Genomic DNA, 26,275 nt, shown 5'->3' with positions numbered 1-26,275 from the left:
TGCCGCCCATTCACCGCTACCGGGCGTGAAGGCTGGAGCGCCACCCGATTAGGGTTTCAACCATGGACTCCATCGACCTCCGGCTGATCGACCTGCTACGAGAGAACGCCCGCTCGTCGTACGCCGAACTCGCCCGCAAGGTCGGGCTCTCCGCACCCGCCGTGCACGAGCGTGTGGGTAAGCTCGAGACCGCCGGAACGATCCGTGGCTATCGGGCCGACATCGACCATGAGGCGATTGGGCTCGGCGTCACCGCGCTGATCGGCATCATCGAGGACTCCGGTGCGGACACCGACGACGTGCTCGCCGCGGTGCGCGCGATGCCCGAGGTGGAGAGCTGCTATTTCATGGCGGGAGTGGAGTCTTACCAGCTCATCGTGCGGGTGGGCACGATCGCCGAGCTGGAGCAGCTGATCGTGCGGATCAATCGGACGCCGGGCGTCGCATCGACCCGGACCGCTATCGCGCTGTCCACCAAGTGGGAACACCGGCCCCAGCCAGGTCTCGGATGACGTCCCTCGACCGCTGCGACGATGCCGTCCGCGACTGGACCCGGGACGCGATCGGACTGGTCGAGGCGGACGCCAATCGGTCCGCCGACACCCACCTGCTGCCGTTCCCGCTGCCGGCCTCCTGGGGAATCGATCTCTACCTCAAGGACGAGTCGTCGCACCCCACTGGTTCACTCAAGCACCGTCTGGCACGTTCGCTTTTCCTGTATGCCCTCTGCAATGGCTGGATCGGCCCGGATACGACGATCGTGGAAGCCTCGTCCGGATCGACCGCGGTGAGCGAAGCATATTTCGCGCGAATGCTCGGTCTGCCGTTCATCGCGGTGATGCCGGCCGCCACCTCCCCGGAGAAGATCTCGCTGATCGAGTTCCAGGGCGGCAAGTGCCATCTGGTGCCCGACCCCACCGCGGTGGTGGCCGAGGCCCGGCGGCTCACGGCCGAGCTGGGCGGGCACTTCATGGACCAGTTCACGCACGCCGAACGGGCCACCGACTGGCGGGGCAACAACAATATCGCGGAGTCGATCTACAGCCAGCTGGCGTTGGAGCGGCACCCCGTACCGGCGTGGATCGTGGTCGGCGCCGGCACCGGTGGCACCAGCGCGACCATCGGCCGGTACGCCCGCTACCGCCGATTCCCGACGAAGCTCTGCGTTGTCGACCCCGAGGGATCAGCCTTCTGGCAGGCTTATGTCACCGGCGACTGGAACGTCGTGACCGGCCGCGGATCGCGGATCGAGGGCATCGGGCGGCCCCGGGTGGAGGCGTCCTTCCAGCCCGCCGTCGTGGACCGGATGGTGCACGTACCGGATGCCGCGTCGCTGGCGGCGATGCGGGCCGGCTCCGCGGTGCTGGGCCGCCGGCTCGGTGGCTCGACCGGCACCAACCTGTGGGGCGCGTTCCGGCTGATCGCCGAGATGCTCGCGGCCGGGCGGACCGGGTCCGTGGTCACGTTGATCTGTGACGGCGGCGAGCGGTACGCCGACACCTACTACTCCGACGAGTGGGTCGCCGCGCAGCGGCTGGACCTGAGCCCGTACGCGACCGTGGTCGGCCGCTTCCTGGCCGACGGGAACTGGACGGGATAGCAGCTATCGACGGACCGTGATTAGATCCACGGTCGTGGAAGATCGTTCACCTCCGGTTCCCCCTTCCCCGGAGCGGAAGCGGAAGTCGCTGATCGCGATCCTCGTCGCGTTCGTGGTTCTGGCCGGTGGCGGCGCGGCCGCAGTCCTCTGGCCCGAGGCCGACGAACCGGCCGCCGCAGTGCCGACCCCCAAGCCGTCCCGGGCACCGACCCCCTTCGAGCGCGGTCTCGACGTGCTGGAAGCCCAGGCGGCGGCCCTGAGCGACGGCGACGAGAAGGCCTTTCTCGCTCCGGTCGACGCGAAGCAGCCGAAGCTGGTCGCCCGGTACCGGACGACGTTCCGCAACCTCCGGGGGATCGGTATCGGTCAGGTCGAGTACCACGGCCGGCCCGGTCCGGTGTCGAAGAAGGCCGCGGCCATCGTCAGCGCCACCCTCAGCTACTGCTTCCAGGGCGCGGCTTGCCCGCAGTGGCGCAACACGTACTCGTCCGGCCCGCCGAAGCTCTACCAGGACGTGACGTTCACGCAGCGCGGCGACCGTTACGTCATCACCGGGCTGGAGACGACCAAGAACCAGGGCGCCCTCTCCGCCCCGCCCTGGGAGGGACAGGCGCTCAGCTTCGCCACCGGAAAGCGAGTGATCGTGGCCGGCCCCGGCAGCCAGAAGAAGCACCTCAAGAAGATCCTCAAGGTCGCGGAGAAGGCGGCGCTCGTCACCGACCGGTACGCCGTCCTGGTCGGCAACAAGCAGGCCGCCCGGTACCGGATCTATCTGGCCGACGACAAGTCCTGGAAGTCCTGGTACGGCGGCAACGACAAGCCGTGGGCGATCGGCTACGCCCTCCCGCTCAACTCCGCCGGCACCGACATCGTCCTGCGGACCCGCAAGGTTCTCCAGGAACAGGACATGTCGCTCATCATTCAGCACGAGCTCGCGCACGTCGTCACCCTCGCCGGGCTCAGCACCCGGGACACCGACGACGACCAGTGGCTGGTCGAGGGCATCGCCGAATACATCGGCGCCTACCCGAAGAAGCCGCAGAACACCTACAGCCGGTACGCGCTGGCCGAGGCCTTCCAGAAGCGCGGCGCACCCAAGTCGATCGCGGTGAAGTCGCTGACCAACGAGGCCGACGATCTGACCGTCTCCACCCTCTACGCGATGGGGCACTACGCGAGCGCGTGCATGGCCACCAAGTACGGCGAGCCGAAGCTCATGCGGTTCGCCGACCTGGTCCTGCGGAAGGGGCGCAAACCGGCCGAGGCCGCCCCGGAAGCGTTCGGTCAGCCCTTCAAGACCGTCGACAAGGCCTGCCTGAGCTGGATCAAGAGCCGGGTGTGACCCGCTGCGCCAGCCCCGGGTAGTCGACCAGGAAACCGTCGTCGTCACAGACCAGGTCCGCACTGAAGGTCTCGCTCGCGAACCGGACCCGGTTGCCGCCGAGCGGCGTGTAGATCTGGTCCGCCTGCACCACCTCCAGGCTCGGCACCAGCACCCACGCGACGCTGAGCCGGTGCGCGACACCGGTCTCCGCCTTCAGCAGGTCCAGCCGGCGGATCGGCAGGCTGTTCGTCAGCGGCGAGCCGCCCAGATCAGCGTCGAACGCACCGTAGAGCAGATCGGGATCCTCACTGCCGGGCAGCCCGGCGCGGGCATGCCCGGCCGCGACCAGCGCCGCGTCGAGATCGCCCGACTCGGTGGCGGTGACCCGCCAGCGCCCGGCGGCCAGCTCCAGCCGCACACTCCGGCTCCAGCCGGCACCCTCGGTGCGGACGTCCAGCCGGGTAGTCAGCCAGCCTGGGTCGGTCTGTAGCTCGTAATGGCACGCATACGGCACCGGGGCGGCGGCCAGCGCGGTGCCGTGCGCGTACAGCCCGGTGCGTGCCTCGAGCAACGCATGCTCGGCGCCGGCAACGTCGCGGCGCTCCCAGAACAACGCTGTGGGTAGCGGCATGCCGGTAACCTACCTGCTTCGGCGGTTTCTTGCGCTTTTCTGCAAACCCTTCGAGGTACGCGTTCCGCACAGTCCCCTGCTACGACGCGATCCAGGAGCCAATCCAGGCCCCAGCGCGACCGCCGGGCTCCGGCCCAACAACGCCGAAGGCCCGGCACGCGATGCGTGCCGGGCCTTCGATCAGATCAATCAGTGACTGCGGGCCGGGCGAGCCGTGCCGAAACGGCCGGACGGGCCCTCCCGGCGATCGGTGCGGAAGCCCTCCCGGCGCTGGCCGGTCGGACGGTCACCAGTACGCGCCGGGCGGTCCCCGAACGGCCGGTCACCGAAGTGACGGTCGCCACCGGTCCGCTCGGTGCGCACCGGGCGGTCGCCGAAGTTCCGGTCCCCACGCGGACGGTCGCCGAACTGGCGATCCCCGAACTGACGGTCGCCGCCGGTACCGCCGGTGCCGCCGGACCGCTCACGGTCACCCGCCGGCCGGTCGCCGTACGGCCGCCGCGGCCGGTCGCCGAAGTTGCGCTCGCCGCCGTTGCGGTCCCCGCCACGGTCGCCGTAGGAACGCTGCGGCCGGTCGCCGAACCCGCCGCGCGGGCGGTCACCGAACCGGCGCGGACGGTCGCCCCGCTCACGGCGCGGCTCCGGCTCTTCCACAACCGGAATGCCGCTCGGCTCGCGGGCGCCGGTGATGTCGGCCAGCTTGTCGTCGCCGATGCGCACCCGGACCTCGCCCGGAGCGACTCCGGCCTTGGCCATCATGGCCTGCGTGCTGCGACGCTGCTTCGGGAGCACCAGCGTGACGACCGCGCCGGACTCGCCGGCCCGAGCCGTACGCCCGGCCCGGTGCAGGTAGTCCTTCGGGTCCTTCGGCGGGTCGACGTGCACGACCATGGAGATGCCGTCGACGTGGATGCCCCGAGCGGCGACGTCGGTCGCCACCAGGACGTTCGTCCGGCCTTCCTTGAACTCCGCAAGCGTGCGCGTGCGCACCCGCTGGGTCTTGCCGCCGTGCAGCGCACCGGCGCGCACGCCGACCGCCGCGAGCTGCTCGGCCAGCCGGTCCACGCCCATCTGGGTGCGGGCGAAGACGATGGTCTTGCCCTCCCGGTTGGCGATCCACGAGGTGATCGGGAACTTCTCCGCCGGCGGGATCAGCAGCAGGTGGTGATCCATGGTGGAGACGCTGGCCTCCGCCGGGGCGGTGGAGTGCGTCACCGGGTCGTGCATGAAGCGCCGGACCAGGGTGTCGACGTCACCGTCCAGAGTGGCCGAGAAGAGCAGCCGCTGCGCGTTCTCCGGGGTCTTGGCCAGCAGGTCGGTGACCTCCGGGAGGAAGCCCATGTCGGCCATCTGGTCGGCTTCGTCGAGCACGGTGACCTCGACGTCGTCGAGCTTGCAGGCGCCCCGCTCGATCAGGTCGCCGAGCCGTCCCGGGGTGGCGACGATCACTTCGACGCCGCGGCGCAGAGCGTCCATCTGCCGGTCATACGGAACGCCGCCGACGGCGGTCTTCAGGAAGACGCCCACCGAACGGCCGATCGGCATCAGCGCGTCGGCGACCTGCATCGCCAGCTCGCGCGTCGGAACCAGGATCAGGGCCTTGGGGTAGTGCGGGCGGGCCTTGCCGCTCTGCGCCGTACGAGCCAGCACCGGCAGGCCGAAGGCGAGCGTCTTCCCGGAGCCGGTCTGGCCACGGCCGAGCACGTCACGACCGGCCAGCGCGTCCGGAACGGTCGCGGCCTGAATCTCGAACGGGGTGGTGATGCCCTCACGGGTGAGGACTCGGACGATCTCGGCGGGCAGGCCCAGATCGGAGAAGCTGGTCACCGGGGCGGCGGGCGCGGCGGGGGCGGTCTCCGGCTCCGGGATTTCAGTAACGGGGATCTCGTGTACGGACGGGAACGTGCTGGGATCAGCGAAAGTGGTCAAGAGAACCTCTCTACGGGGGCGCATGCTCGCGAATGGCCCGCCGCGGCTGTCGAAAGCAACCGCTCGCTGAAATGCCCGCAAGAACGCCCGTGGCGTGCACCGGGTTGGCACGCCGCGTCAATAACTACCATCAGTGTACGGGGCAACGCCTCCACCGCCGACCGCATTCCCGTCGGGTAGTGGGCAGGCTCACCCCGGAGCACAACCTCGCCAGCTTAGGTCGTGCCGCCTGTCGCAGCAAACCCCGCTGGTCACCGAACGGGTGACGGAGGCCCGTCAGTTGGTCATGTTCTTAATCATGTCGGTGAAAGCGTCACCCGCTGTGAACACGAACACGAGGCTCACCGTAACCAGCAGGCCGAGGACGGCCAACATGGCCACGACCACCTTGAAGTTGCTGCGACGCTGCTCGACCGGAGCGTCGTACCAGCCCTGGGCCAGGATGTGGCCGGTCAGCGAGCCGGAGTTCTCCAGCGGGTCGGAGACCGGCATCGTCATGTCGATCGCCGGGTACCCGCCGGTGCTGTAGACGGTGCCCTGCCCACGCTGCTGCGGCACCCCACCGGACACCGGATCCACCGGGGTGGTCGGCGAGCCCCAGGCCGGCGCGCCGTGCGGGGTCGGGGGGCCATTGCGTACCGGCTGCGTCATGTCGATGTTCTCCGGGTTCGCCTTGCCGTACGTCGTCGGAGGCAGACCGGCCGGGCCGGTGCTTGGCGGCAGCGTATAGGCGGGCAGCCCGCTCCCGATGACCGGGGGCGGCGGGACGATCGGCGGCACCGGACCCGGCACCGGGCTCGGTCCGGGGCCGGGCGGGACCGGGCTTGGTCCAGGGCCGGGCGGCACCGGATCCGGGCCGGGGCCGGGTGGCACCGGGCTCGGCCCGGGGCCTGGGGGTACCGGACCGGGCGGAACGGGGCTCGGGTCGGGTCCGGGGCCGGGTGGCACCGGGCTGGGTGGGACCGGGGTCGGCGGCACGGGGCTGGGTGGAACCGGAGCGGGCGGTATCGGGCTGGGACCGGGGCCGGGCGGTATCGGGCTGGGGCCGGGGTCCGGCGGCACCGGGGAGGGCGCCGGCTCGGGAGCGGGCGTCGGGAACGGGCCGGGCGGCTCCGGGAAGGGTGGCGGTTTGATCGGCTCGGGGGGTCCGGGCTCCGGTCGCTCGCCTGGTTTTGGCTCGCCGGGCTTCGACGGGACCGGGCGGGGTGGCGCCGGGTGCGGCTCGGGCTCGGTGGGCTCGGGCTTGTCGGGCTGAGGCTCGGCGGGCTCCGGCTTGTCGGGTTCCGGCTCGCTCGGCTCCGGCTCGGCGGGTGCGGGCTTCTCCGGCGCGGGCTCGGCGGGATCGGCGATCTGGTGCGGTTCCGCTGCGCCGGATGGCCGGTGCGGTTCCGCTGAGTCGGGGGTCTGGTGCGGGGCGCCGTAGACGGTTGGCCGGCCGGCGGCAGCGTGCACGTCGCCGGAGGGGTGCAGGGCACCGGGCACCGCGGCGCGAGCCGCACCCGCGCCGGGCGCGGCGGAGATCGGCCGGGCCGAACCCGCGTAGCCCGCCTTCGGAGTCTCTGCTGGAGCCGATGCCGGAGCTGTGGCCCGGCTCGATGCCGGTACCGCGGCCTTGCCCGCGCTGGGTGCCGCCGAGACCGGCGCGCTGGAGGTCGTCGCCTTGCCGTTCGGCGGTTCAGCGCTCGAGCTGTCGTCGTCGGATGACTTGGCGGAAGCGTCGGAGGTAGCGGCCCAGAGCGCGCCCGGGGCGGGGGGTGGAGGTGGGGTGTAGCCCTCGCCGTCGTTCGCGGGCGGCCGCGCGGCGGGCGGCGTACCGGTATCGCCGTCCCGGGTCGCCTGCTGCTCGTCCATGTGGATCCTCCCGACCACCGCTGCCGACGGTTCGGACGCCGGTCGCTGACCTTAACCGTGCCACATCAGCCGGTGTGAACACACCCGGCCCGGGGCTCACCTCGCGACCTGCCGATGTCCGAGGCACATGTGGCCGTTTCGGATGATTTTCCCGGGCGGCGTTCTACTCGATATCCGGACTAACTGTCCGGCTACTTGGCGCTGGACGAAGCGGACGGCGAGGGCGACTTCGACGCGGCGGAAGCCGCCGCGGACGAGGCCGCCGACGACTCCGCGGCGTTCGCCGAGGAGGTCGTGCCGCTCGGCGACCGGGAGGTCGCCGCAGCGCTCGGGCTGGTGGTCGGCCGGTCCGACGACGCCCCGGGCTCGGGGGTCGGGCTCGGCGAGGACGCCGGCGACGCTGACGACGCCGAAGGCCTGGGTGCGGACGGCGACGAACTCGGGTTCTGGCTCGGCGAGGACGGCGACGCCGACACCGGCGGCGAGCTGGGCGAGGTGGGGCTGGTCGGCGAGGTCGGTGACGTCGGCGGCTTCGACCGCGTCGGGGTGCGGCTCGGGGTCGGCGGCGTGGGCGTGGTCCGGCTGGGCGCCGGGTTGACGCCGCCCGGCTCCTCCGGATCGGGGGTGCCGAGATCCGGGATCTCCCCCTCGCCCTCGACCGAGCCGAAGATGCGGGTGGATTGGAACAGCCGCGTCCAGCGAACCGGCACGAGCCGGACGTTCAAACCGGTCCGCGGGGCCTCGACCATCATGCCGTTGCCCGCGTACATCGCGACGTGGTGAATCCCGGTCCAGCTGTTCGTCGAGCTGAAGAAGAGCAGGTCGCCGGGGAGCAGCGAGTAGCGGTCCACCACCTTGTTACGAGTCTGGTAGTACTGGTCGCGGGACACCCGGACCAGCGGGAACCCGACCGAGCGGTAGGCCGCGTACATCAGACCGGAACAGTCGAACCGATCCGGGCCCTCCTCGGACCACATGTACGGATCGCCGCGCTGAGCCAGGGCGAACTCGAGCGCCCGGATGGCCCGCGGGTCGGCGCTCCGGCCGTCCTCCGCTCCGGCCAGGTACTCCGCGCCGAGCTGCTGATCGGCCGCGGTCTCGCTGCTCTCGGCGGCGCTCAGCTCGGCGGCGTTCTTCTGCTCGAGTTTCTGCTGTGCCGCCTGCTTCTGGGCGAGCTGGGTGTTGGCCTGCGTCCACTGGGCGGCCAGCGTCGTGTACCGCTGGCCGGCGGTGGCCTGTTCGGCGCGGGCGAGCTGGAGGTTGCTCTCCGCCGCCCGCAGCCGGCGCGCGGCGCCCTCGTCCGGCGGGACGTCGCCACGCTGCAACCGGGAGAGCGCGTCGAGGTCGAGCAGGCCCGAGTCGGAGTCGAGTGCGCCGGGCGGCAGTGCGGCCGCCTGCCGGACGGCGGCGTCAGCGGCGGCTGCCACATCCTCCTTGGCCAGGCGGATCGCCTCCTCCGCCTGGGCGATCTGCTGCGCGGCGGTGGTGGACTGGGTCTGCGCGAGGTCGCGCTCCTGACCGATCCTGATCAGCTGGTCACCGAGCGCGGAAATCTCGGCGCGGCCCTTCTCGATCTGCTGGACGATCGGGCTCACGATGGCGCCGGGTGTGGTCACCGACGGGGTGGTCGTGGTGGGCCGGACCGGCGTGCCGGGGAGAACGAGGGTGCCGGTCTGCACCGGGCGGGCGCCCGCGTCGGGAACCGAAGGCGTGGTGGAGACCGGCGGAGCCGCCGGGTTGGCCATCGCCGGGATCGGCTGGAGCAGCGCGGCGAGCGCGACGGCGGTGGCCGCGGACATGGTGAACGGACGCAACCAGGTTCGTGCCAGGCGCGTGGGGTTCGGTGACCCGTACCTCAGTGCCTTGGACATGAGCTCCCCGTCCGCGTCGGTCGGACCGTCGCTAGTCGTTCCTAAAGGGTTAATACCCCACGCGGAGTACCGGTGTCGATCGAATGAAGGTGAAAGGACGCTGAGAATTTTTCGGCTACCGGGTACGCCGATCGCCACGGTGCCCGCCGCGTGTCCGATGTCAGACCCGGGCCGTACTCTCGACGGCGAGGTGACGAGAGGGGCGCAGATGGATTCCGGGCTGAAGCGTGAGCTCGAGGCGAAGGTCTACGCCGGTGAGCGGCTGACCCGGGCGGACGGCATCGCGCTCTACGAGTCGGACGATCTGGCCTGGCTCGGCCGGCTGGCCCACCACAAGCGCACCGAGATGAACGGTGAGCGGGTGATGTTCAACGTCAACCGGCACCTCAACCTGACGAACGTCTGTTCCGCCAGTTGTGCGTACTGCTCCTTTCAGCGCAAGCCGGGGGAGAAGGACGCGTACACGATGCGCATCGACGAGGCCGTTCGTAAGGCCAAGGAGATGGAGGACGAGCAGCTCACCGAGTTGCACATCGTCAACGGCCTGCACCCCAGCCTGCCCTGGCGCTATTACCCCAAGGTGCTGCGCGAGCTGAAGGGCGCCCTGCCGAACGTCAAGCTCAAGTGCTTCACCGCCACCGAGGTGCAGTGGTTCGAGAAGATCAGCGGCCGCTCCGCCGGCGAGATCCTGGACGAGCTGATGGACGCCGGTCTGGAGTCACTTACCGGTGGCGGTGCCGAGATCTTCGACTGGGAGGTCCGGCAGCACATCGTCGACCACAACTGCCACTGGGAGGACTGGTCGCGGATCCACCGGCTGGCCCACGAGCGGGGCATGAAGACGCCGGCCACCATGCTGTACGGGCATATCGAGGAGCCCCGGCACCGGGTCGACCACGTCATGCGTCTGCGTGAGCTGCAGGACGAGACCGGTGGCTTCGTGGTCTTCATCCCGTTGCGCTATCAGCACGACTTCGTCGACTCGCAGGACGGCAAGATCCGTAACCGGATCCAGGCGCGCACCACGATGGCCGCGCCGGCCGAGTCGCTCAAGACCTTCGCCGTCTCGCGCCTGATGTTCGACAACGTGCCGCACGTCAAGTGCTTTTGGGTCATGCACGGCCTGTCGGTCGCCCAGCTCTCGCTCAACTTCGGCGCCGACGACCTGGACGGCTCGGTGGTGGAATACAAGATCACCCACGACGCCGACTCGTACGGGACGCCGAACACCATGCACCGCGACGATCTGCTGCACCTGATCTGGGACGCCGGTTTCCAGCCGGTCGAGCGCAACACGCGTTACGAGGTCGTCCGAGAGTACGAGTCGGCCCCCTCGCTGGCCGAGCGGCGCAGCGAACCGCAGCGGGTCTGGGCCTGAGCGGCGGCGGGTGGGTGACGTGGTGACTGAGCAGCGGAAGATCCGCGGTCTGCGGCGGGATGCCGGTGGGCGGCTGGCGACCATCGGCGACCTGCTGGGTTCCGCGTTCGCCGGTCTGGCCGCCGGCCTCGCCATCCTGCTGATCTTCGAGGCGGTGATGTCGCTGACCGGGCTCGGCACGTTCGGCGACACGAACGGCTGGTTGGCGCTGATCCTCCCGGTCTGGCTCTTCACCGAGGAGTTCCGGGCAGAGGGCTTCGGCGCACACCGCGTGCTGGTGGCCGGTCTGGCCGCCGGGTTCGGCGTCGCGGCCGGGATGACGGCCGCCGGTCTCATCGCCGGATTCGTGCCGGCGCTGGTCAGCGGCGCGGCCGGTGCCGCTACCGGTACGGTCGTTTATTGCCTGGTCTGGTTCTACGGCCTCCGGTGGCTCAGTCACCGGGCCGGTTGAGGGAGAGAAATCATGAGTCCCGCCGTCAAGTACACGCTCGGCCGGCTCGGCCTGTTCGCGGCCTCCTTCACCGCGCTCCTGCCCGTCCCGCTCAACCCGCTGGTCAAGCTGATGGTCGCGTTCGTGGCGTCGGCCGCCCTGTCGTTCCTGCTGCTGCGCAAGTGGCGCGACGACATGGCCGAGCAGCTCGGATCGATCGCGGCCCGGCGGGTGGCGGAGAAGGAGCGGCTGCGTTCGGCGCTCGCCGGCGACGAGAACGCGGCTGCCGCCGGCGACCGCGTGGCGGCGGCGGACGCCCCCGATCTGCCCACGACGACCGACCGGACCGTGGAGGGCCGCGCTTAGCCCCCGGCGAAGCGCCGGACGCCGCCCTCCGCGGTGGGCCGGTCACGGTGGCGGCGGCTGCGGTCTGCGTGGGCGGCCGCGGTGGCGGTGGGTGCGATCTACGTGCACGGTGACAACCGGGACGCGGCGCAGGAGTTCCGGCATTGTGGCACCTTTCGCCTGGATGTGGTGGAGGGGCGAATCGTGCTACTCGGCTGAGCCGGGGCAGGGGCGGTGGGTTAGCGTTTCAGGGACCGCGCCGCAGCGAAGCCGGTGTGAAACCGGAGCTGTCCCGCAACTGTGATCCCTCCGTTCGTGAGGTCTAGCCAGGTCGCCTGGGCGTCGGTCGCGATAAAGCGCTCTCGGGGAGGGGCGCCTCGCGGGCGGCGGCCGCAGTGGCCCCTGTCGGCGAAGCACCACAAGCCCGGCCGACAGGAGGAACTGTGAAACGTCTGCTCATCGCCGCGGTGGCGACCACCGCACTGCTGCTCGGTGGTTGCGCCGGTGACAGCGAGGAACCCACTACCGGTTCGTCGAGCGCCGCTGGCGCGTACCCGGTCACGGTGGGAACCGTGACCCTCGACGCCCGGCCCGAGAAAATCGTCTCGCTCAGCCCGACCACCACCGAGATCCTCTACGCCGTCGGCGCCGGACCGCAGGTCACGGCGGTCGACGATCAGTCGAACTACCCGGCCGACGCGCCGAAGACCGAGCTGTCCGGGTTCAAGCCGAACGCCGAGGCGATCGCCGCCAAGGACCCGGACCTGGTGTTGCTCACCAACGACACCGACAACATCGTTGCCCAGCTCACCCAGCTGAAGATCCCGGTCTTTCTGGCGCCGGCCGCGGCCAAGCTCGACGACACCTACAAGGAGATCCGCGAGATCGGCATGCTGACCGGTCACCAGGCGGAGGCGGAGAAGGTCAACGCGGAGATGGCCGCGAAGATCGACGGGATCGTCAAGTCGGTGCCGGCCCGGAGCAAGCCGCTCAGCTACTTCCACGAGCTCAGCCCGGACCTCTACACGGCCACCTCGAAGACCTACATCGGCTCGGTGTTCTCGCTCTTCGGCATGACCAACGTGGCGGACAGTGCCGACCCGGACGGCGCCCTCGGTGGATATCCGCAGATGTCGCAGGAGGCGCTGATCAAGGCGAACCCGGACACGGTGTTCCTGGCCGACAGCAAGTGCTGCCAGCAGTCCGCCGCGACGGTCAAGGCGCGGAGCGGATGGGCGGCCGTGACTGCGGTGCAGAAGGGGCAGATCTACCCGCTCGATGACGACATCGCGTCGCGCTGGGGTCCGCGTACCGTCGATCTCGTGCAGGCCGTCGCCGACGCGGTGAGCGGGATCCCAGCATGATTCTCCGCCGCGGCGCGGCGGAGAGCAGATCGAGACCGACGCCCGCTCGGCTGCGCCCGGCCTGGCTTGCCGCAGGCGTGCTGGCGGTGCTGGTCGCGACGATCGCCGGCCTCGCCTTCGGCTCGGTCTCGCTGCCGCCCGCCGGCGTCGCGGTGGAGATCCTCAACCTCCTTCCGGGGGTACGCCTGGACAGCGGCCTCACCGAGCGCGAGGCCGCGATCCTGCTCCAGCTCCGGCTGCCCCGGGTCGTGCTGGGTCTCCTGGTCGGGTCGATGCTGGCCCTCGCCGGCGCCGCGTACCAGGGCGCGTTCCGCAACCCGCTTGCCGACCCGCACCTGATCGGCGTGGCGGCCGGTGCCGGGCTCGGTGTGACCGTGGTGATCGTGCTGCGGGCCGGGACCACGGCGGAGCTGCCGATCGGCGTACCGGTGGCGGCGTTCGCCGGTGCCATCGGCGCGGTGCTGCTGACCTGGCTGCTCGGCGCGGCCGGCGGGCGGGACCGCTCACCGGCCACGCTGATCCTGGCCGGGGTCGCCGTGTCCGCGTTCCTCTCCGCCGGGCAGACCTACCTGCTGCAACGGCACGTGGAGTCGTTGCGGGAGGTGTATTCCTGGCTGCTCGGGCGGCTCGCCACCGCGGGCTGGCACGACGTGCTGGTGATCCTGCCGTACGCGGTGATCACCGCCGCGATCGTGCTGACCCAGCGCCGTGAGCTGGACGTGCTGACGGTCGGTGACGCGGAGGCGGTCAGCCTGGGCCTGCACCCGGAGCGGAGCCGATACCTGCTGCTCGTCGCCGCATCGCTGGGCACCGCGGCCGCGGTCTCGGTCTCCGGCCTGATCGGCTTCGTCGGGATCATCGTGCCGCACACCATCCGGCTGCTGACCGGACCGAGTTACCGCGCGCTGCTCCCGCTGTCCCTGCTGTTCGGCGCGGCCTTCCTGGTGCTGACCGACCTGCTGGCGCGAACCGCCGGCGGGGACGCGGAGATCCCGATCGGGGTGGTCACGGCGTTCCTCGGCGCACCCTTCTTCATCCTGGTCATGCGAACGAGCCGGGCGGTGCCGACATGACGACGTCCGGCGGGCACGCCATCGCGGTTGACGATCTGACGGTACGACTCGACGGCACCCTGATCGTCGACGGCGTGGACCTGGACGTCGCGGACGGCGAATGGGTCACCGTGATCGGCCCGAACGGCGCGGGCAAGTCCACCGCGTTGCGGGCGATCGGTGGACTCCTGCCCTTCAAGGGCGCGATCCGCCTGCACGGCACTCCGGTGGACCGGATGCACCGGCGGGAGCGGGCCAAGGCGATCGCCACCGTGCTGCAATCCCCGGTGGTCCCGCCCGCGATGCGCGTCTTCGACTATGTGCTGCTGGGGCGTACGCCGTACATCCCGCCGCTGGGTCGTGAGTCGGCCGCCGACCTGGACGTGGTCGACGAGGTCCTGGCCGCGCTGGACCTCACGCCGTTCGCCCGGCGCCGCCTGGAGACCCTTTCCGGCGGAGAACGGCAGCGGGTCTTCCTGGCCCGCGCGCTCGCCCAGGGCGCGGGCATCCTACTGCTGGACGAACCGACCAGCGCGCTGGACATCGGGCACCAGCAGGAGGTCCTGGAGCTGGTCGACCGGCTCCGCGCGGAACGCGGCCTGACCGTGCTCGCCACCATGCACGACCTCTCCACCGCGGGCGAGTACGCCGACCGCATGGTCCTGCTCGCCGGCGGCCGGGTGGTCGCCGCCGGCACCCCGGCGGAGGTCCTCACCGGGGCCAACCTGGCCGAGCACTACCGGGTAAAGGTCCGAGTGATCGAAGGTGATCACGGCCCGCTCGTGGTGGCGGTCCGCGGCTGACCCGGCAACCGGACGGCAACTCCACTGCGCCCGTTTCGCACTCCTCGGAATCCTCAAGTTCCCGATGTGATGGGCATGACGGACACGATGGTGATTGAGCTCGGACTGCAGGCCATGAGCGTCGCGGCGAAGTTGTCGGCGCCGGTGCTGCTGACCGCGCTGGCGGTCGGCTTCGCGATCTCGCTGTTCCAGTCCGTCACGCAGATCCAGGAGGCGACGCTGTCGTTCGTCCCGAAGGCGGTGGCGATCGGTGCGGCGCTCCTGCTGACCGGCAACTGGATGCTGCGGGAGATGATGACCTTCACGACGCAGCTGTTCGAGAAGCTGCCGGCTCTGCTGAGCTGAGCAGACGCGAAGAACAGGCCGCCCATCGGGCGGCCTTTTCGTTTACCGGGTGGCGGCGAGGACGGCGAACGTGCCGCCCTGCGGATCTTCGAGGACCGCATAACGACCCACCGCGATCGTGGTCGGTGGGTGCACGATCCGGCCGCCCAGCGCGTACGCGTGATCCGTCGCCACATCACAGTCACCGACCGCGAAATACACCAGCCAGTGCGGCGGCAGATCGTCCGGCCAGGCACTGCCGACCATCAACTGGATGCCGGCCACCGAGGTGCGGTTCAGCTCGCAGATCACGTACGGCAGGCTGCCGACCTGGGTCTGGCGGAACGTCCAGCCGAACACCGCGCCGTAGAACGCCTGCGCACCCTCCAGATCCCGGGTGTTCAGCTCCGCCCAGGTCAGCGCGCCGGGCAGATCGAAGACCTCGGCGCCGCGCATCATCCCGGCCTCCCAGACGCTGAACGGAGCGCCGGCCGGGTCCAGGAACGCCGCCATCCGGCCCTGATCCATCACGTCGAACGGTGGGACCAGCACCTTGCCGGTCGCGGCCTCGACCCGGGCGGCCACCACGTCGGCGTCGTCGACGGCGACGTACGTGCTCCAGGCGGTCGGCTGCCCCTCGCCGAACAGCGGCCCCGCCCCGGCGACCGGCAGCCCGTTGAGCAGGAACGTGGTGTATCCCCCGAAGTCGTCCCCGGAGATCTCCGCGGTCCAGCCGAAGAGGGTCGTGTAGAAACGGATCGCGTCCTCGAGGTCGGCGGTGGCCAGATCCACCCAGTTCGGCACGCCGGGCAACGGAGCGGTCATGTGTCGCATCGTTGCATTCACATGCCTGCCACCGTATGAAACTGTCATTGTTCTAGCCGAACCTGCGACCCTCATCTCGCCGGTAGGCCCACACCGCGAGGGCAGCGAACAGCCCGGTCCACCCGACCAGACTCGCCGCCGACCAGAACTCCAGCGGGTAATCGCCGACCGCGGCCCACATCAGTCGTACCGCGCCGCCGGTCGGCAGGTAGGGCGCCAGATCCTCGACGAACCCCGGGGCGCCGCCGGGCGGCGACATCAGCCCGCCGCCGAAGGCGAGCGGCAGGAACAGCACCTGGGCCACCACGATCGCGGCCTTCTGCGGAAGCGAGTACCCGATGGCGAGGCCCATCAGGATGAACGGGATCGAGATCGCGGCGGTCACCACGACCGCGGTGACGAACTCGGCCGCGGACAGGGTGGCCGCGGTGAAGAACATGGCGATCAGAACGACCGGAGTCAGCGCGACCGCCATCATGGCCAAGCCGGTCAGGATCCGGCCCGCGAAACGGGGCGCGGCACCGGCGGGCAGGGTCCGGACGAACGGATCCCAGGGTTGTGCCCGATCCTCCGAGACGCCGATGCCGTACTGGAACAGATTGGTGCTCATCACCGCGAACGTCACCATCGACGCGGTCGCATAGGTGGCGTAGACCGGCTCGTCCCCGACGAACGGCACGACGAACGCGAGCATCGAAGCGGCCGGCCAGAACGCGCTGCCGATCACCGCGATCGGGATCCGGAACAGCTCGATGATCTGGAACCTGGCGTGGGTCAGTGCGAGAGATGACATCACGACTCCGATCAGGCCGCGGCCGGGGAGTGGGTCAGGGCGAGGAACGCCTCCTCCAGCGAGGTGGGGCGTACCTCCAGGTCGCGGAACGGGACGTCGTGCGCGACCAGCGCGCGGACCAGACGGTCCGCGTCGGCCGTGAGGAGATGCAGGCGATCCTCCGCACGCTCCACACTCACCAGACCTTCAAGATCGGGGAGGGGTACGGGTGAGGTAAGGCTGACCCGGCGCATCCCGACCAGCCCGCGAACCGCCGTCACGCTGTCGTCGGCGAGCACCCGGCCGTTGGCAAGCACCACCACCCGCCGGGCCAGCGCCTCGATCTCCTCCAGATAGTGGCTGGTCAGCACGACCGTGCCGCCCTCGGCGTGGAAGGCGCGCACCCCGTCCCACAGGGAGCGGCGGGCCTCCACGTCGAGGCCGGTGGTGGGCTCGTCGAGGAAGACGATGCTCGGCCGGCCGGCGAAGGCCAGTGCCACGGCGAGGCGGCGCCGCTGACCGCCGGAGAGGCCGCCGGTCTGCCGCCGGATCAGGTCGGTGAGCCCGAACCGGTCGAGCAGCTCGTTCCTGGTCAGCGGGTTCGGGTAGTGCGCGCGTACGAAATCGATCACCTCGCCGACGCGCAGCGAGGCGGGTAAGCCGGTCTCCTGCGGGGTCACGCCCAGCGTGCGCCGGCTGGCCGGATCACGCGGATCGCCGCCGCACAGCTCGACCCTGCCGTGGGTCGGCCGGCGGATGCCGATCAGCAGGTTGACCAGGGTGCTCTTGCCCGCGCCGTTCGGCCCGAGCAGGCCGACCAGTTCACCCGCCCGCACCTGAAAATCGACGCCGTCGAGAGCGAGCGTCTTGCCGTAGCGGCGGCTGACGTTCTCGGCACGTGCCTGGATCATGGTGTCTCCCCCGGTGGTAGCAGGCTGCGCAGGACGGTGACGTACTCCTCGAAGGCGAAGCGGCCGCGGCGGGTGAGCCGGACCAGGGTGGCCGGGGTCCGCCCCCGGTGCGTCTTGGTGACCTCCACGTATCCGGCGTCCTCGAGCTTGCGGAGGTGGACCGAGAGGTTTCCGGCGGTCATCCGGAGGATCTCCTGGAGCCGCGGAAAGGCGATCCGGTCCGACTCGTTCAGCTGGGAGAGAGCGGAGACCACACGGAGGCGGGCCTGGGCGTGGATCACCGGGTCGAGGTCCGGCAGCGTTCCGTCGCTCATCGCAGGCGCCACCAGCCGACGAGCCCGGCGATCAGCAGCCCGCCGCCCCCGGCGATCGCCACGAGCAGCGAGTGCCAGCCGGGTCCGAGAAGGACACCGACGACGTTGACCCCGCTGATCCAGGCGCCCAGGACGAACATGTCCCGGTCGGTCCAGATCGCCGCGCCGGCCATGTACAGCGCGCCGACCAGGGCGACCATGCCGCCGCCCCAGAGGATGCCCATCAGCTCGTCCGGAATCGCCCGGGTGAGCCGGGCGAAGACCACGGAGAAGCTCGTGAAGCCGACCGACCAGGCGAAGCCGTACATGGCGCCCTGCCGGCTCGACGGACCGGAGACCTGCCGGCTCGATCGGGAGCCGACGATGCCGGTGGTGATGCCGGCGATGATCATCAGGCTGGACATGATCAGCAGCGGCAGCCAGCCGGGCATGTCGACGAAGACCCGGCCGTCCGGGCCGTAGCGGAGGAAGAGCAGGCCGGAGCCGATCAGCCAGGCGAGGCCCCACGGCCAGTACATCAACCGGGGGTCGGGAGTGAGCTCGCGCTCGAGGTTGGCCTGCTCGCGCTCGATCAGGCGCAGCGCCTCGGCGGGATCCTCAAAGGAGGATTCGTCGTCGATCGATGCCATGGCTCGACTTTACAACGCAAAGTCAAAGAACTTTGTGCCATAAAGTTCACGGAAGCCTCACTAGGGTGGCGGCGTGGCAGATCTGATCTTCAGGGCGGCGCAGGACGGCGAGCTCCCGGCGGTCCTCGACTTCTGGCAGGCGGCGGCGGAGAACGAGAGCCGGCCGGTGGACACCCCGGCGGCCATCGAAGCGCTGCACCGGCGAGATCCCGGCGCGCTCATCCTGGCGGTCGACGGCGACGAGATCGTCGGAACCGTGATCGCCGGCTGGGACGGCTGGCGCTGTCATCTCTACCGGCTCGCGGTCGCGCCGTGGCGGCGCCGGGAGGGCATCGGCGGCAGGCTGATCGCCGCGGCCGAGGGCCGCTTCCAAACCTTCGGGGGTACGCGCGCCGACGCCATGGTCCTCGACGGGAACGAGGTCGCCCACGGCATCTGGGCGGCCCACGGCTATGGCCGGCAGCAGGAGTGGTCCCGCTGGGTGAAGCCGCTCCCGCCCTTGACCGATTGATCAAGGGCGGGCCGGACTTCACCGTCCCAGAGCGGTGAGCGCGGCGCGCACCTGGCCGAGCGGGTCAGGGCCGAACGGGCGCAGCACGACGGTGCTCACGCCCGCCTCGGTGAGCGTGCGCACCTTCGCCGGGACCTCCGACGCCGGGCCGACCAGGGCGAAGACCTCCTCCGGCTGGACTCCGAGGAAGCCCGCCTGGCCGGTCAGGGCCTCCCGGCTGGTCCGCGCGGCACGCTCCGGATCGTCGTCGATGTGCAGGAAGGCGAAACCGATCACCTCGTGCTCGTCCGTGGCGCCGCCCCGGCGGATGTGCCCGATCGCCTCGATGATCTTGGCTGGGCTCAAGCCCTCGACCAGGATCGTGCCATCCGCCGCCCGGCCGGACAGTTCCAGCGACCGGGGGCGGACCACCCCGGTGACCACCGGCGGGACCACCTCGGGCGGATGCACCAGGCGGATCCCGTCGAGGTGCACCTCCCGGCCGTCGACGGTGACGGTCTCGCCGCGCAGCAGGCGGCGAACCGCGGTCACGCTCTCCTCGAGCATGGCCAGCGCCGACTTCGGCGCGACGCCGACCTGGCGCATCCATTCCGCCACGCCGTGTCCGAGACCGGCCACCACCCGGCCGGGATAGACCCGGGCCAGGGTGGCGATCTCCATGGCGTACAGAGCCGGGCTGCGCAACGGCGCCGGGGCGATGCCGATGCCGACCCGCAGCCGGGAGGTGGTGGCCAGGGCGATCGCGGCGGCACTCACGCCGCCGTTCCAGCCGAGATCCTCCACCACCCACAGGTCGTCCGCGCCGGCTTCGTCCAGCGCCTTGGCGAAACCGGGGAGCTCTTCAGGGGAAATGTCGCGGTCGAACATCACACCGATACGAGGCATCACATGATCCTAAGCGCGTCCGGCAGCGGCTTGGCGTGCAGAACGGAGAGTCGGGTGACGGCCCGGGTGAGGACCACGTAGAGGCGGTTCAGTCCCTTCGGTTCGGCGGCCACGATGTCGGCGGGTTCGTGGACGATGACATGGTCGTACTCCAAGCCCTTGACGATCGTGGCGGGCACCACCGTGACGCGCGCTTCGGCCTCGACGTCGTCGGGCGTCGCGTGCTCGACGCCGGCGGCGGTGAGATGCCCGCGCAGCCGCTCGACCGCGGCGTCCGCCGCGATCACCGCGACCGAACCCTCATGCCCCAGCGCGGCGGTCACCTCGGCCAGCGTCCGGGCGTCCAGGTCGTCCGGCTCGGCCTCGACGACGGCGAGATCGCCGTCGCGGCGCAGGGACACGGCCTCGGGCACATTCACCCCGAGTGCCGGCAGCAGGCGGTTGGCCAGCATGACAACCGCTTCGGGTACGCGAAAACCGACGGTCAACGGCACCACCGGCGCGTCCGGCTTACCGAGGTGACCGAGGATGTCCCGCCAGTCCGTGGTGGCCCACGGTGCGGTGCCCTGCGCCAGATCGCCCAGCAGCGTGATCGACCCGTGCTCGCTGCGCCGGGCCAGGGCGCGCGCCTGCATCGGCGACAGGTCCTGCGCCTCGTCGACCACGACGTGACCGAAACTGGTCTCCCGCTCCAGCAGTCCCGCCGCCTCGTCGAGCAGCAGCAGATCGGCCGTGCTGAACCGGGCCGACTTCACCGTCTTCGGCGGCTTCGCCCAGCGGATCGTCGCCTGCTCGTCCTCGGTGAGGATGCCGTCGGCCACCGAGGGGTCGGTCAGCACGCTCGCGACCAGCGCCTCCGGGGTCACGGCCGGCCAGCTCTGTTCCAGGAACGCGGTCACCGGCGCGACCTTGCTCATCTTGCGCAGCCAGGACTCGTTCGGCGAGTTGCCGCTGCGGTACTCCGACTGGCGTTGCAGCAGGCCGACCACGCGGGCCAGCACGCGATCCCGGCCGACCGAATACGGCAAGCCCTCCCGGCGGGCCTCGTCGACGATCCGGCGCAGCGGCTCGGCGTCGATCCGCCACCGGTACGAGCCGTCCGACACCATGATCGGCTCGGTGGGTTTGCCCAGCCGGCCCCACAGCGCCTTGCGGAGCACCTCCGCCATCCGTACGTCATGTTTGATCGCTGCCGCCGCGGGCGTGTCGGCGGCCTTGACCGGCACCCGGCCGATCAGCTCGTCCAGGGTGGACTGCTGCACCTCGACCTCGCCGAGGGTCGGCAGAACCGCGGAGATGTAGGAGAGGAACGCGGTGTTCGGCCCGACGATCAGCACACCCGACCGGCGCAGCCGTTCGCGGTGCAGGTAGAGCAGGTAGGCGGCGCGGTGCAGCCCGACCGCGGTCTTACCGGTGCCGGGCGCACCCTGCACGCAGATCGAGTCGCCGAGCTCGGCCCGGACCAGCTCGTCCTGCTCCGGCTGGATGGTGGCGACGATGTCCCGCATCGGCCCGACGCGCGGCCGCTCGATCTCGGCGGTCAGGATGCGGCTCTTCGTCCCCAGCTCCTCACCCCGGTCCAGGTGCTCGTCCTCGAAGCTGGTCAGCTCGCCCTTGACGAACCCGAACCGGCGCCGGGTGGCCACCCCCTGCGGGTCACGCACGCTGGCCCGGTAGAAGCTTCGCGAGAGCGGCGCACGCCAGTCCAGCACCATCGGCTCGCCGGCGTCGTCGGTGACGTGCCGGCGCCCGACGTGGTAGGCCGTCTCCTCGATGTCGAGGCGCCCGAAGAAGAGTGGAGTGTCCGGGTCGTCGGCCAGCTCCTTGACGCGGCGGGCCATGTGCCGGCCCAACTGCTCGGCGGTGTAGGCATCCCCGGCCACCTTGTCGCCGGTGGCGAAGAGCGACTGGGCGCGGTCGCGCATCCGGCGCAGCGCGGCCCGGGACTCGGTGAGATGGTTCCGTTCGGCGGTGAGTTCGGTGTCCAGGTCGGAAGCGGGCACAGGTCATCCCCAACAGGCTGATCAAGGCTGCTTGCTCGCGTATCCGAAAGGCGGGTCGGCCGCCCCTCGGCGCGGGAACGTCCGCTGCGGTGCATGCTCACCACGGCCGTCAAGCGGCCCTCCACGCTACGGAACGCGCCACCAGCCCGCCACCGATTTATGCTGCTGCCGATGCCGGTGGAGTTTCTGACCCGGCTGCGGACGATCCCGTCCTCCTCTGGCGTACGTCGCCTGGAAAGAATGGGGGGATGAGTGAGCTGTCGCAGGGGCGGATCTCGGATGCGCGCACGTTGCGGGCGCTGGCGCATCCGGCTCGGATCGAGATCGTCGAGCATCTGAGTGCTACCGGGGCGGCGGTGAGCGCTACCGAGTGCGCGGCGCTGGTCGGGCTCTCGCCGAGCGCTACCAGCTATCACCTGCGGGAGCTGGCCAAGTACGGGCTGGTCGAGCAGGCGCCGAGCCGGGGGGACGGGCGCGAGCGGCTGTGGCGCAGCACCAGCACGAGCCTCTGGATCGCGGGTGATGTCGAGCAGCCGGAGGCGCTGGCGGCGGAGCGGGCGCTCATCGATCTGTACATGACGCGCGACAAGGAGCGGCTGCGCGAGTGGGCCGACCGGCAGTCGCAGGAGTCGCCGGAGTGGCGGGACGCGGCGGCGATGATGGGGCAGCGTCTGCGGGTCACGGCGGAGGAGTTGCTGGAGCTGAACAAGCAGGTGCGTGCGCTGATGGAGCCGTATCGGATGCGGGCCCGGCAGGACGTTGCGCCGGAGGGGGCCCGCGAGGTCGTCGTGCAGTACGCCGCCTTCCCGAAGGCGTAGGGCTTGCCTTCAGCAGATGTGAAGGAATACTTTCGAAGTATGTCCTTCACATCTGCTGAATCGCGCTGGGCGGACGTCCGTCTCGCGGCGGCCGGGCGGGCGATCTCGGTCTGCGGGGATCTGCTGGCGGCCACCACGCTCGCCCTGGTGTTGCAGCAGTCCGGCCACGGCGGGTTCGCGGTGTCCGGGCTGCTCGTGGCGGCCAGCCTGCCGATCACCCTGCTGGCCGCACCCGCCGGGCGGCTCGTGGACCGTGCGGACAGCCGTACGCTGCTGGTGGTTGTGGGTCTTGCCCAGGCCGCGGTGTGCCTGGCGCTCGCCTTCGTCACCCAGCCGGTGTTGATCGTGGCCCTGGTCGCGTTGCTCTCCTGCGGCCTCGCCGTTACCCAGCCCACCCTGTCCGCGCTGCTGCCGGGGATGGTGCACAGCACCGACCTGGCCAAGGCCAGCGGCATCGTGCAGACCGCCGGGCTGGTCGGCATGCTTGTCGCTCCGGCGCTGGCCGGGATCCTGGTCGGGCAGGTGGGCGCGCGCGTGCCGCTGCTGCTGGACGCCGCCAGCTACCTCGCGCTGGTGGTGGTCGGCCTGCTGATCCGCACCCGGCGCGGGACGGCGACCGCGCGGCAGGCCGATGAGGTGGCGTTCCGCCTGCGTGCCGACCGTGAGCTCACGGTGATGACGGTGGCCGTCGCGGCGGTCGTCGCCGGGGTGAACGCGATAAACGTCTTCGAGGTGTTCTTCATCCGGGAGACGCTCGGCGCCTCCACCACGGTCTACGGCTTCGTGGTGGCGTCGTGGGCGGTCGGGATGCTGGTCGGTGGACTGGGCTTCGCGCGGATCCCGCGCCGACTGATCTCCGTGCGGATGGTTCTGGCGCTGCTCACCGTCTCGTGCCTCGCCGTGGTCGGTGCGGCGACGGTGTCGGCGGCTGCGTGGCTGATCCCGCTGTGGATCGTCGGCGGTGTCGCGAACGGCGCACTCAACGTCTGCACCACCGTGACGATTGCGACCCGGGTGCCGGCCGAGGCGCACGGCCGGGCCTTCTCGATCTACGGCGCCGCGGTGCAGGGCGCCGGGCTGTTCGGCCTGATCGTGGCCGGGCCGCTGGCCGAGCAGTTCGCGCCGCGAGGCCTGGTCGCGGGCGCCGGCGTGATGGGACTGCTCGCCGCGCTGGCCTGCGTGCCGCTGGTGCGACGTGAGCCACCTGTGGCCCCGCCCACCGGTCGTCGGACAGAGATCCCGGATAACGTCGCAGAATGAGCGACAGCGTCCGTCGGCCCCGGGTCGGGCACATCCAGTTCCTGAACTGCCTCCCGATCTACTGGGGTCTGATGCGCTCGGGCGCCCTCCTCGACGTCGACCTGCACAAGGACACCCCGGAGCGACTCAGCGCCGCACTCGTCGCCGGTGACCTGGACATCGGGCCGATCACCCTGGTCGAGTACCTGCGGCACGCCGACGAGCTGCTCCTGCTGCCCGACCTGGCGGTCGGCAGCGACGGCCCGGTGCTGTCGGTCAATCTGGTCTCCACCCGGCCTGCGGCCGAGCTGGACGGGCGGCCGGTCGCGCTCGGTTCCACCTCGCGGACCGGCGTGCTGCTCGCGCAGATGCTGCTGGCCGAGAGGTACGGCGCGGAGCCGGAGTATTTCCGCTGCCCACCCGACCTGTCGCAGATGCTGATGGAGGCCGACGCCGGCGTGCTGATCGGGGACCCGGCATTGCGCGCGTTGTACGAGGCACCCGCACTCGGCCTCCAGGTGATCGACCTGGCCGAGGCGTGGCGGGAGTGGACCGGCCTGCCGATGGTGTTCGCGGTGTGGGCGGTCCGCAAGGAGTTCGCCGCCGCGCACCCCGGCCTGGTGAAGGACGTGCACGAGGCGTTCCAGCGGTCCCGCGACCTCTGCCTCGGTGAGCTCGACGAGGTGGCCGAGGCCGCCGCCCGGTGGGAGCCGTTCGACGCCGCCACCCTCGCCAACTATTTCCGGGCGCTGGACTTCTCCCTCGGTGCGCGGCAATTGGCCGGAGTCCGGGAATTCGCCCGCCGTGCGGCGGATCGCGGTGAAGTGCCGTCTCTGCCCGATGAAGGGCTGCTTTTCGCCGACGTTTGATCTTCGCGTGGGCGGGCCTTACGATCCTCGGACTTTCCCGCGTTCCGAAATCGGTGACCATGCGTCTGCGCGCCTTGCTCCGCCGTCTCGTCCTGCCCGCCGTCGCCGGTAGCCTCGCGCTGACCGGCCTGGCCATGCCGGCCCGGGCCGCCGAAACTCCCGAGCCCGATATGCCGATGCTCGGCATTCTGAGCCCGGAGACGGTAACCGTGATCAACGGGCAGTCGAAGACGGTCAAAATCGACGTCTGGAACGTCGGCAACGCCGTAAAGGACGTCGTCCTCGACTTCGGCACCGCGGGCAAACCGGTCGCCGCCGATCTGGGATTCACGCCGCCGGCCGGGTGCACCGGCAGCGTGTGTGCCCTCGGCGACTTCAAGACCGGCGAGAAGCGCACGGTGAAGTTCACGCTGAAGCCGTCGGCGCCGGCCGGTGCGTCGCCGGCGAAGGTGCTCGGTCTGGCCACCAGCGTGGGCGGTGTGAAGAGCTTCGAGACCTCGATCACCGTGGTGCGGACCGCCAAGGGCGGCGCCGACCTGGAGATCGGTGACATCAAGGACCTGAAGCTGGGCCGGGGTCAGTCCGCGGACGTACCGTTCACCGTCGCCAACACCGGCAACCAGGAGGTCAAGGCGTTCGGCCTGCTGGTCCTCCCGGTCTTCGGCGGGGTGGAGGCGGTCCTGAACTACCGCAACTGCCTCACCGACGAGGAGATGGGCGGCGGCCTGATCTGCGTCTTCAACGAGCCGCTCGCCGCCGGTGGTGCCTTCGCCCTGCCGGAGTCGACGCCGCTGCGGGTCAAGGCCGCCTCGGACGCCGCCGGACCGTACGACTACCCGGTGTACGTCGCGGCGGTCGGGCTCACCGACACGTTCGTCCTGGACTTCGCCGCCAAGACGGCCGGGGCCAAGGGTGCGGAACTCAAGCTCGCGAAGCTCGCGACGGTCTCCGCCGAGCCGAAGGAGGTCGAGGACCTCAACCCGGAGGACAACATCACCGACTTCTCGGTGTCGGTGCCGAAGTCGTCCTCGGACAGCGCCGCCGTCGGCGGCGCGTTCACCGGCGCGGTCGGTGACAGCAGCACCGTCAAGGTGGGTGTGCGCAACCTCGGCCCGACCGGCATGATTCCGGCCTCGCTGACCTGGTTCCCGTACGTCCACGTCCGGCTGCCGAGCGGGATCGACCTGACCGAGGTCGACAACCGGTGCCTGCCGGGGACCAACCCCGATAACGCGGACTACATGGACTTCCGCAACCTCGCCGAGCGGGACTTCGTCTGCCTGGTCTTCGAGGACCTGCGCAAGGGCGACCAGGACCTGTTCCGCTTCACCGCCGACATCCTCGAGGGCGAGCACAAGGCCGGCAGCGTGACCGTCGACGGCGGCGTGCAGGACTCGAAGAGCGGCAACGACAAGGCGGCCGTCACGGTCGAGCTGACCGCCGGCGGCTCGGGTGGTGGGCTGCCGATCACCGGTGCCCCGGCCGGGCTGGTCGCGGGTGCTGGTGCGGTGTTGCTGGTCGCGGGCTTCTTCGCGTACCGGATGGCCCGTCGCCGCCGGATCGTCACGGTCGTCGACTGACGAGCCGGGTGCGCGCA

26 protein-coding genes are annotated in these 26,275 nt (G+C 70.7%); 15 read left to right on the top strand and 11 right to left on the bottom strand.

Annotated features, from left to right (window positions below):
• Window positions 1–62 precede the first annotated feature (62 nt).
• The 3 genes from I4J89_RS28045 to I4J89_RS28035 are packed head-to-tail and all read left to right on the top strand — an operon-like array spanning window position 63 to window position 2,942.
• Entirely contained in the window at window positions 63–512 is a 450-nt protein-coding gene (locus I4J89_RS28045) for an Lrp/AsnC family transcriptional regulator (protein ID WP_196417080.1), read from the top strand.
• Window positions 509–1,600 (top strand): L-cysteine desulfhydrase Cds1, encoded by a 1,092-nt coding sequence (gene cds1 / locus I4J89_RS28040; protein WP_196417079.1) that lies wholly within the window; start codon window positions 509–511, stop codon window positions 1,598–1,600. Before I4J89_RS28045 ends, cds1 begins: the two co-directional genes overlap by 4 nt.
• A 34-nt stretch (window positions 1,601–1,634) precedes the next feature.
• Complete coding sequence (locus I4J89_RS28035) at window positions 1,635–2,942, top strand: flagellar basal body-associated FliL family protein (protein WP_196417078.1); 1,308 nt, start codon at window positions 1,635–1,637, stop codon at window positions 2,940–2,942.
• On the opposite strand, the gene I4J89_RS28030 is transcribed toward I4J89_RS28035, so the two are convergent.
• From I4J89_RS28030 to I4J89_RS28015, 4 genes are all read right to left on the bottom strand, one after another.
• On the bottom strand, window positions 2,926–3,555 hold the full coding sequence (locus tag I4J89_RS28030; protein WP_196417077.1) for a putative glycolipid-binding domain-containing protein: 630 nt from the start codon (window positions 3,553–3,555) through the stop codon (window positions 2,926–2,928). The genes I4J89_RS28035 and I4J89_RS28030 overlap by 17 nt on opposite strands.
• Window positions 3,556–3,744: 189 nt before the next feature.
• On the bottom strand, window positions 3,745–5,484 hold the full coding sequence (locus I4J89_RS28025; protein WP_230859695.1) for a DEAD/DEAH box helicase: 1,740 nt from the start codon (window positions 5,482–5,484) through the stop codon (window positions 3,745–3,747).
• A 276-nt stretch (window positions 5,485–5,760) separates the two neighbouring features.
• Window positions 5,761–7,335 carry a hypothetical protein gene (locus I4J89_RS51290; RefSeq protein WP_196417075.1) on the bottom strand — a complete coding sequence of 525 codons (1,575 nt, stop codon included), beginning with the start codon at window positions 7,333–7,335 and terminating at the stop codon, window positions 5,761–5,763.
• 191 nt (window positions 7,336–7,526) lie between these two features.
• Window positions 7,527–9,206: a C40 family peptidase gene (locus I4J89_RS28015; RefSeq protein WP_196417074.1), complete on the bottom strand. Its 1,680-nt coding sequence runs from the start codon at window positions 9,204–9,206 to the stop codon at window positions 7,527–7,529.
• A 208-nt stretch (window positions 9,207–9,414) separates the two neighbouring features.
• Between I4J89_RS28015 and mqnE the strand changes: the two genes are divergently transcribed.
• The 7 genes from mqnE (at window position 9,415) to fliQ (ending at window position 14,923) form a co-directional block, all read left to right on the top strand.
• Entirely contained in the window at window positions 9,415–10,584 is a 1,170-nt protein-coding gene (mqnE, locus tag I4J89_RS28010; protein WP_196417073.1) for an aminofutalosine synthase MqnE, read from the top strand.
• A 22-nt stretch (window positions 10,585–10,606) separates the two neighbouring features.
• Window positions 10,607–11,035 carry a hypothetical protein gene (locus I4J89_RS28005; protein ID WP_196417072.1) on the top strand — a complete coding sequence of 143 codons (429 nt, stop codon included), beginning with the start codon at window positions 10,607–10,609 and terminating at the stop codon, window positions 11,033–11,035.
• A gap of 12 nt (window positions 11,036–11,047) precedes the next feature.
• Window positions 11,048–11,380 (top strand): DUF4229 domain-containing protein, encoded by a 333-nt coding sequence (locus tag I4J89_RS28000; RefSeq protein ID WP_196417071.1) that lies wholly within the window; start codon window positions 11,048–11,050, stop codon window positions 11,378–11,380.
• Between the two features lie 422 nt (window positions 11,381–11,802).
• A complete protein-coding gene (locus I4J89_RS27995) occupies window positions 11,803–12,723 on the top strand; it encodes an ABC transporter substrate-binding protein (RefSeq protein WP_196417070.1) in 921 nt (306 codons plus the stop codon).
• Window positions 12,720–13,796: a FecCD family ABC transporter permease gene (locus tag I4J89_RS27990; RefSeq protein ID WP_196417069.1), complete on the top strand. Its 1,077-nt coding sequence runs from the start codon at window positions 12,720–12,722 to the stop codon at window positions 13,794–13,796. Before I4J89_RS27995 ends, I4J89_RS27990 begins: the two co-directional genes overlap by 4 nt.
• Window positions 13,793–14,578 (top strand): ABC transporter ATP-binding protein, encoded by a 786-nt coding sequence (locus I4J89_RS27985; protein WP_196417068.1) that lies wholly within the window; start codon window positions 13,793–13,795, stop codon window positions 14,576–14,578. Before I4J89_RS27990 ends, I4J89_RS27985 begins: the two co-directional genes overlap by 4 nt.
• Before the next feature lie 75 nt (window positions 14,579–14,653).
• Window positions 14,654–14,923, top strand: coding sequence for a flagellar biosynthesis protein FliQ (gene fliQ, locus I4J89_RS27980; RefSeq protein WP_196417067.1), 270 nt, complete (start codon window positions 14,654–14,656; stop codon window positions 14,921–14,923).
• Between the two features lie 42 nt (window positions 14,924–14,965).
• Here fliQ and I4J89_RS27975 read toward each other — a convergent pair whose 3' ends face one another.
• From I4J89_RS27975 to I4J89_RS27955, 5 genes are read right to left on the bottom strand one after another with little or no spacing between them, the layout of a single operon-like run.
• Window positions 14,966–15,727 carry a VOC family protein gene (locus I4J89_RS27975; RefSeq protein ID WP_196417066.1) on the bottom strand — a complete coding sequence of 254 codons (762 nt, stop codon included), beginning with the start codon at window positions 15,725–15,727 and terminating at the stop codon, window positions 14,966–14,968.
• Between the two features lie 52 nt (window positions 15,728–15,779).
• Window positions 15,780–16,520 (bottom strand): ABC transporter permease, encoded by a 741-nt coding sequence (locus I4J89_RS27970; RefSeq protein ID WP_196417065.1) that lies wholly within the window; start codon window positions 16,518–16,520, stop codon window positions 15,780–15,782.
• 11 nt (window positions 16,521–16,531) lie between these two features.
• Window positions 16,532–17,410, bottom strand: a complete 879-nt coding sequence (locus I4J89_RS27965) for an ABC transporter ATP-binding protein (protein WP_196417064.1) — start codon at window positions 17,408–17,410, stop codon at window positions 16,532–16,534.
• Window positions 17,407–17,724 (bottom strand): winged helix-turn-helix domain-containing protein, encoded by a 318-nt coding sequence (locus tag I4J89_RS27960; protein WP_196417063.1) that lies wholly within the window; start codon window positions 17,722–17,724, stop codon window positions 17,407–17,409. The genes I4J89_RS27965 and I4J89_RS27960 overlap by 4 nt, the downstream gene beginning before the upstream one ends.
• A complete protein-coding gene (locus tag I4J89_RS27955) occupies window positions 17,721–18,353 on the bottom strand; it encodes a transporter (protein ID WP_196417062.1) in 633 nt (210 codons plus the stop codon). The genes I4J89_RS27960 and I4J89_RS27955 overlap by 4 nt, the downstream gene beginning before the upstream one ends.
• Window positions 18,354–18,426: 73 nt before the next feature.
• Between I4J89_RS27955 and I4J89_RS27950 the strand changes: the two genes are divergently transcribed.
• Complete coding sequence (locus tag I4J89_RS27950) at window positions 18,427–18,864, top strand: GNAT family N-acetyltransferase (protein ID WP_196417061.1); 438 nt, start codon at window positions 18,427–18,429, stop codon at window positions 18,862–18,864.
• 18 nt (window positions 18,865–18,882) lie between these two features.
• On the opposite strand, the gene I4J89_RS27945 is transcribed toward I4J89_RS27950, so the two are convergent.
• Window positions 18,883–19,749, bottom strand: a complete 867-nt coding sequence (locus tag I4J89_RS27945; protein ID WP_196417060.1) for an LLM class flavin-dependent oxidoreductase — start codon at window positions 19,747–19,749, stop codon at window positions 18,883–18,885.
• Window positions 19,749–21,752 (bottom strand): HelD family protein, encoded by a 2,004-nt coding sequence (locus I4J89_RS27940; protein ID WP_196417059.1) that lies wholly within the window; start codon window positions 21,750–21,752, stop codon window positions 19,749–19,751. Before I4J89_RS27940 ends, I4J89_RS27945 begins: the two co-directional genes overlap by 1 nt.
• A gap of 248 nt (window positions 21,753–22,000) precedes the next feature.
• Here I4J89_RS27940 and I4J89_RS27935 point away from each other — a divergent pair, with 248 nt between their 5' ends.
• Genes I4J89_RS27935 through I4J89_RS27920 form a run of 4 tightly spaced genes read left to right on the top strand, consistent with a single transcriptional unit; the run spans window position 22,001 to window position 26,258 of the window.
• The gene (locus I4J89_RS27935; RefSeq protein WP_196417058.1) at window positions 22,001–22,570 is read left to right on the top strand and encodes a helix-turn-helix domain-containing protein; all 570 of its coding nucleotides are present in this window, start codon (window positions 22,001–22,003) and stop codon (window positions 22,568–22,570) included.
• Window positions 22,571–22,609: 39 nt separating this feature from the next.
• Complete coding sequence (locus tag I4J89_RS27930) at window positions 22,610–23,830, top strand: MFS transporter (RefSeq protein ID WP_196417057.1); 1,221 nt, start codon at window positions 22,610–22,612, stop codon at window positions 23,828–23,830.
• Complete coding sequence (locus I4J89_RS27925) at window positions 23,827–24,678, top strand: menaquinone biosynthetic enzyme MqnA/MqnD family protein (RefSeq protein ID WP_196417056.1); 852 nt, start codon at window positions 23,827–23,829, stop codon at window positions 24,676–24,678. Before I4J89_RS27930 ends, I4J89_RS27925 begins: the two co-directional genes overlap by 4 nt.
• 59 nt (window positions 24,679–24,737) lie before the next feature.
• Entirely contained in the window at window positions 24,738–26,258 is a 1,521-nt protein-coding gene (locus I4J89_RS27920; RefSeq protein ID WP_196417055.1) for a COG1361 family protein, read from the top strand.
• Window positions 26,259–26,275: the final 17 nt, after the last annotated feature.

Origin of the sequence: Actinoplanes aureus (assembly GCF_015704865.1) — a bacterium.
In the GTDB taxonomy this organism is placed as follows: domain Bacteria; phylum Actinomycetota; class Actinomycetes; order Mycobacteriales; family Micromonosporaceae; genus Actinoplanes; species Actinoplanes aureus.
Note: the sequence above shows the minus strand (reverse complement) of the source record. Positions and strands in the feature narration are given on the sequence as shown.

What these genes read in the sequence shown, in the direction of transcription:
- I4J89_RS28045 (WP_196417080.1), top strand. Translation starts at nt 63, where the DNA reads ATGGACTCCATCGACCTCCGGCTGATCGACCTGCTACGAGAGAACGCC.
- cds1 (WP_196417079.1), top strand. Translation starts at nt 509, where the DNA reads ATGACGTCCCTCGACCGCTGCGACGATGCCGTCCGCGACTGGACCCGG.
- I4J89_RS28030 (WP_196417077.1), bottom strand. Translation starts at nt 3,555, where the DNA reads ATGCCGCTACCCACAGCGTTGTTCTGGGAGCGCCGCGACGTTGCCGGC.
- I4J89_RS51290 (WP_196417075.1), bottom strand. Translation starts at nt 7,335, where the DNA reads ATGGACGAGCAGCAGGCGACCCGGGACGGCGATACCGGTACGCCGCCC.
- I4J89_RS28015 (WP_196417074.1), bottom strand. Translation starts at nt 9,206, where the DNA reads ATGTCCAAGGCACTGAGGTACGGGTCACCGAACCCCACGCGCCTGGCA.
- mqnE (WP_196417073.1), top strand. Translation starts at nt 9,415, where the DNA reads ATGGATTCCGGGCTGAAGCGTGAGCTCGAGGCGAAGGTCTACGCCGGT.
- I4J89_RS28000 (WP_196417071.1), top strand. Translation starts at nt 11,048, where the DNA reads ATGAGTCCCGCCGTCAAGTACACGCTCGGCCGGCTCGGCCTGTTCGCG.
- I4J89_RS27990 (WP_196417069.1), top strand. Translation starts at nt 12,720, where the DNA reads ATGATTCTCCGCCGCGGCGCGGCGGAGAGCAGATCGAGACCGACGCCC.
- I4J89_RS27985 (WP_196417068.1), top strand. Translation starts at nt 13,793, where the DNA reads ATGACGACGTCCGGCGGGCACGCCATCGCGGTTGACGATCTGACGGTA.
- fliQ (WP_196417067.1), top strand. Translation starts at nt 14,654, where the DNA reads ATGACGGACACGATGGTGATTGAGCTCGGACTGCAGGCCATGAGCGTC.
- I4J89_RS27975 (WP_196417066.1), bottom strand. Translation starts at nt 15,727, where the DNA reads ATGACCGCTCCGTTGCCCGGCGTGCCGAACTGGGTGGATCTGGCCACC.
- I4J89_RS27970 (WP_196417065.1), bottom strand. Translation starts at nt 16,520, where the DNA reads ATGTCATCTCTCGCACTGACCCACGCCAGGTTCCAGATCATCGAGCTG.
- I4J89_RS27965 (WP_196417064.1), bottom strand. Translation starts at nt 17,410, where the DNA reads ATGATCCAGGCACGTGCCGAGAACGTCAGCCGCCGCTACGGCAAGACG.
- I4J89_RS27960 (WP_196417063.1), bottom strand. Translation starts at nt 17,724, where the DNA reads ATGAGCGACGGAACGCTGCCGGACCTCGACCCGGTGATCCACGCCCAG.
- I4J89_RS27955 (WP_196417062.1), bottom strand. Translation starts at nt 18,353, where the DNA reads ATGGCATCGATCGACGACGAATCCTCCTTTGAGGATCCCGCCGAGGCG.
- I4J89_RS27945 (WP_196417060.1), bottom strand. Translation starts at nt 19,749, where the DNA reads ATGCCTCGTATCGGTGTGATGTTCGACCGCGACATTTCCCCTGAAGAG.
- I4J89_RS27935 (WP_196417058.1), top strand. Translation starts at nt 22,001, where the DNA reads ATGAGTGAGCTGTCGCAGGGGCGGATCTCGGATGCGCGCACGTTGCGG.
- I4J89_RS27930 (WP_196417057.1), top strand. Translation starts at nt 22,610, where the DNA reads ATGTCCTTCACATCTGCTGAATCGCGCTGGGCGGACGTCCGTCTCGCG.
- I4J89_RS27925 (WP_196417056.1), top strand. Translation starts at nt 23,827, where the DNA reads ATGAGCGACAGCGTCCGTCGGCCCCGGGTCGGGCACATCCAGTTCCTG.
- I4J89_RS27920 (WP_196417055.1), top strand. Translation starts at nt 24,738, where the DNA reads ATGCGTCTGCGCGCCTTGCTCCGCCGTCTCGTCCTGCCCGCCGTCGCC.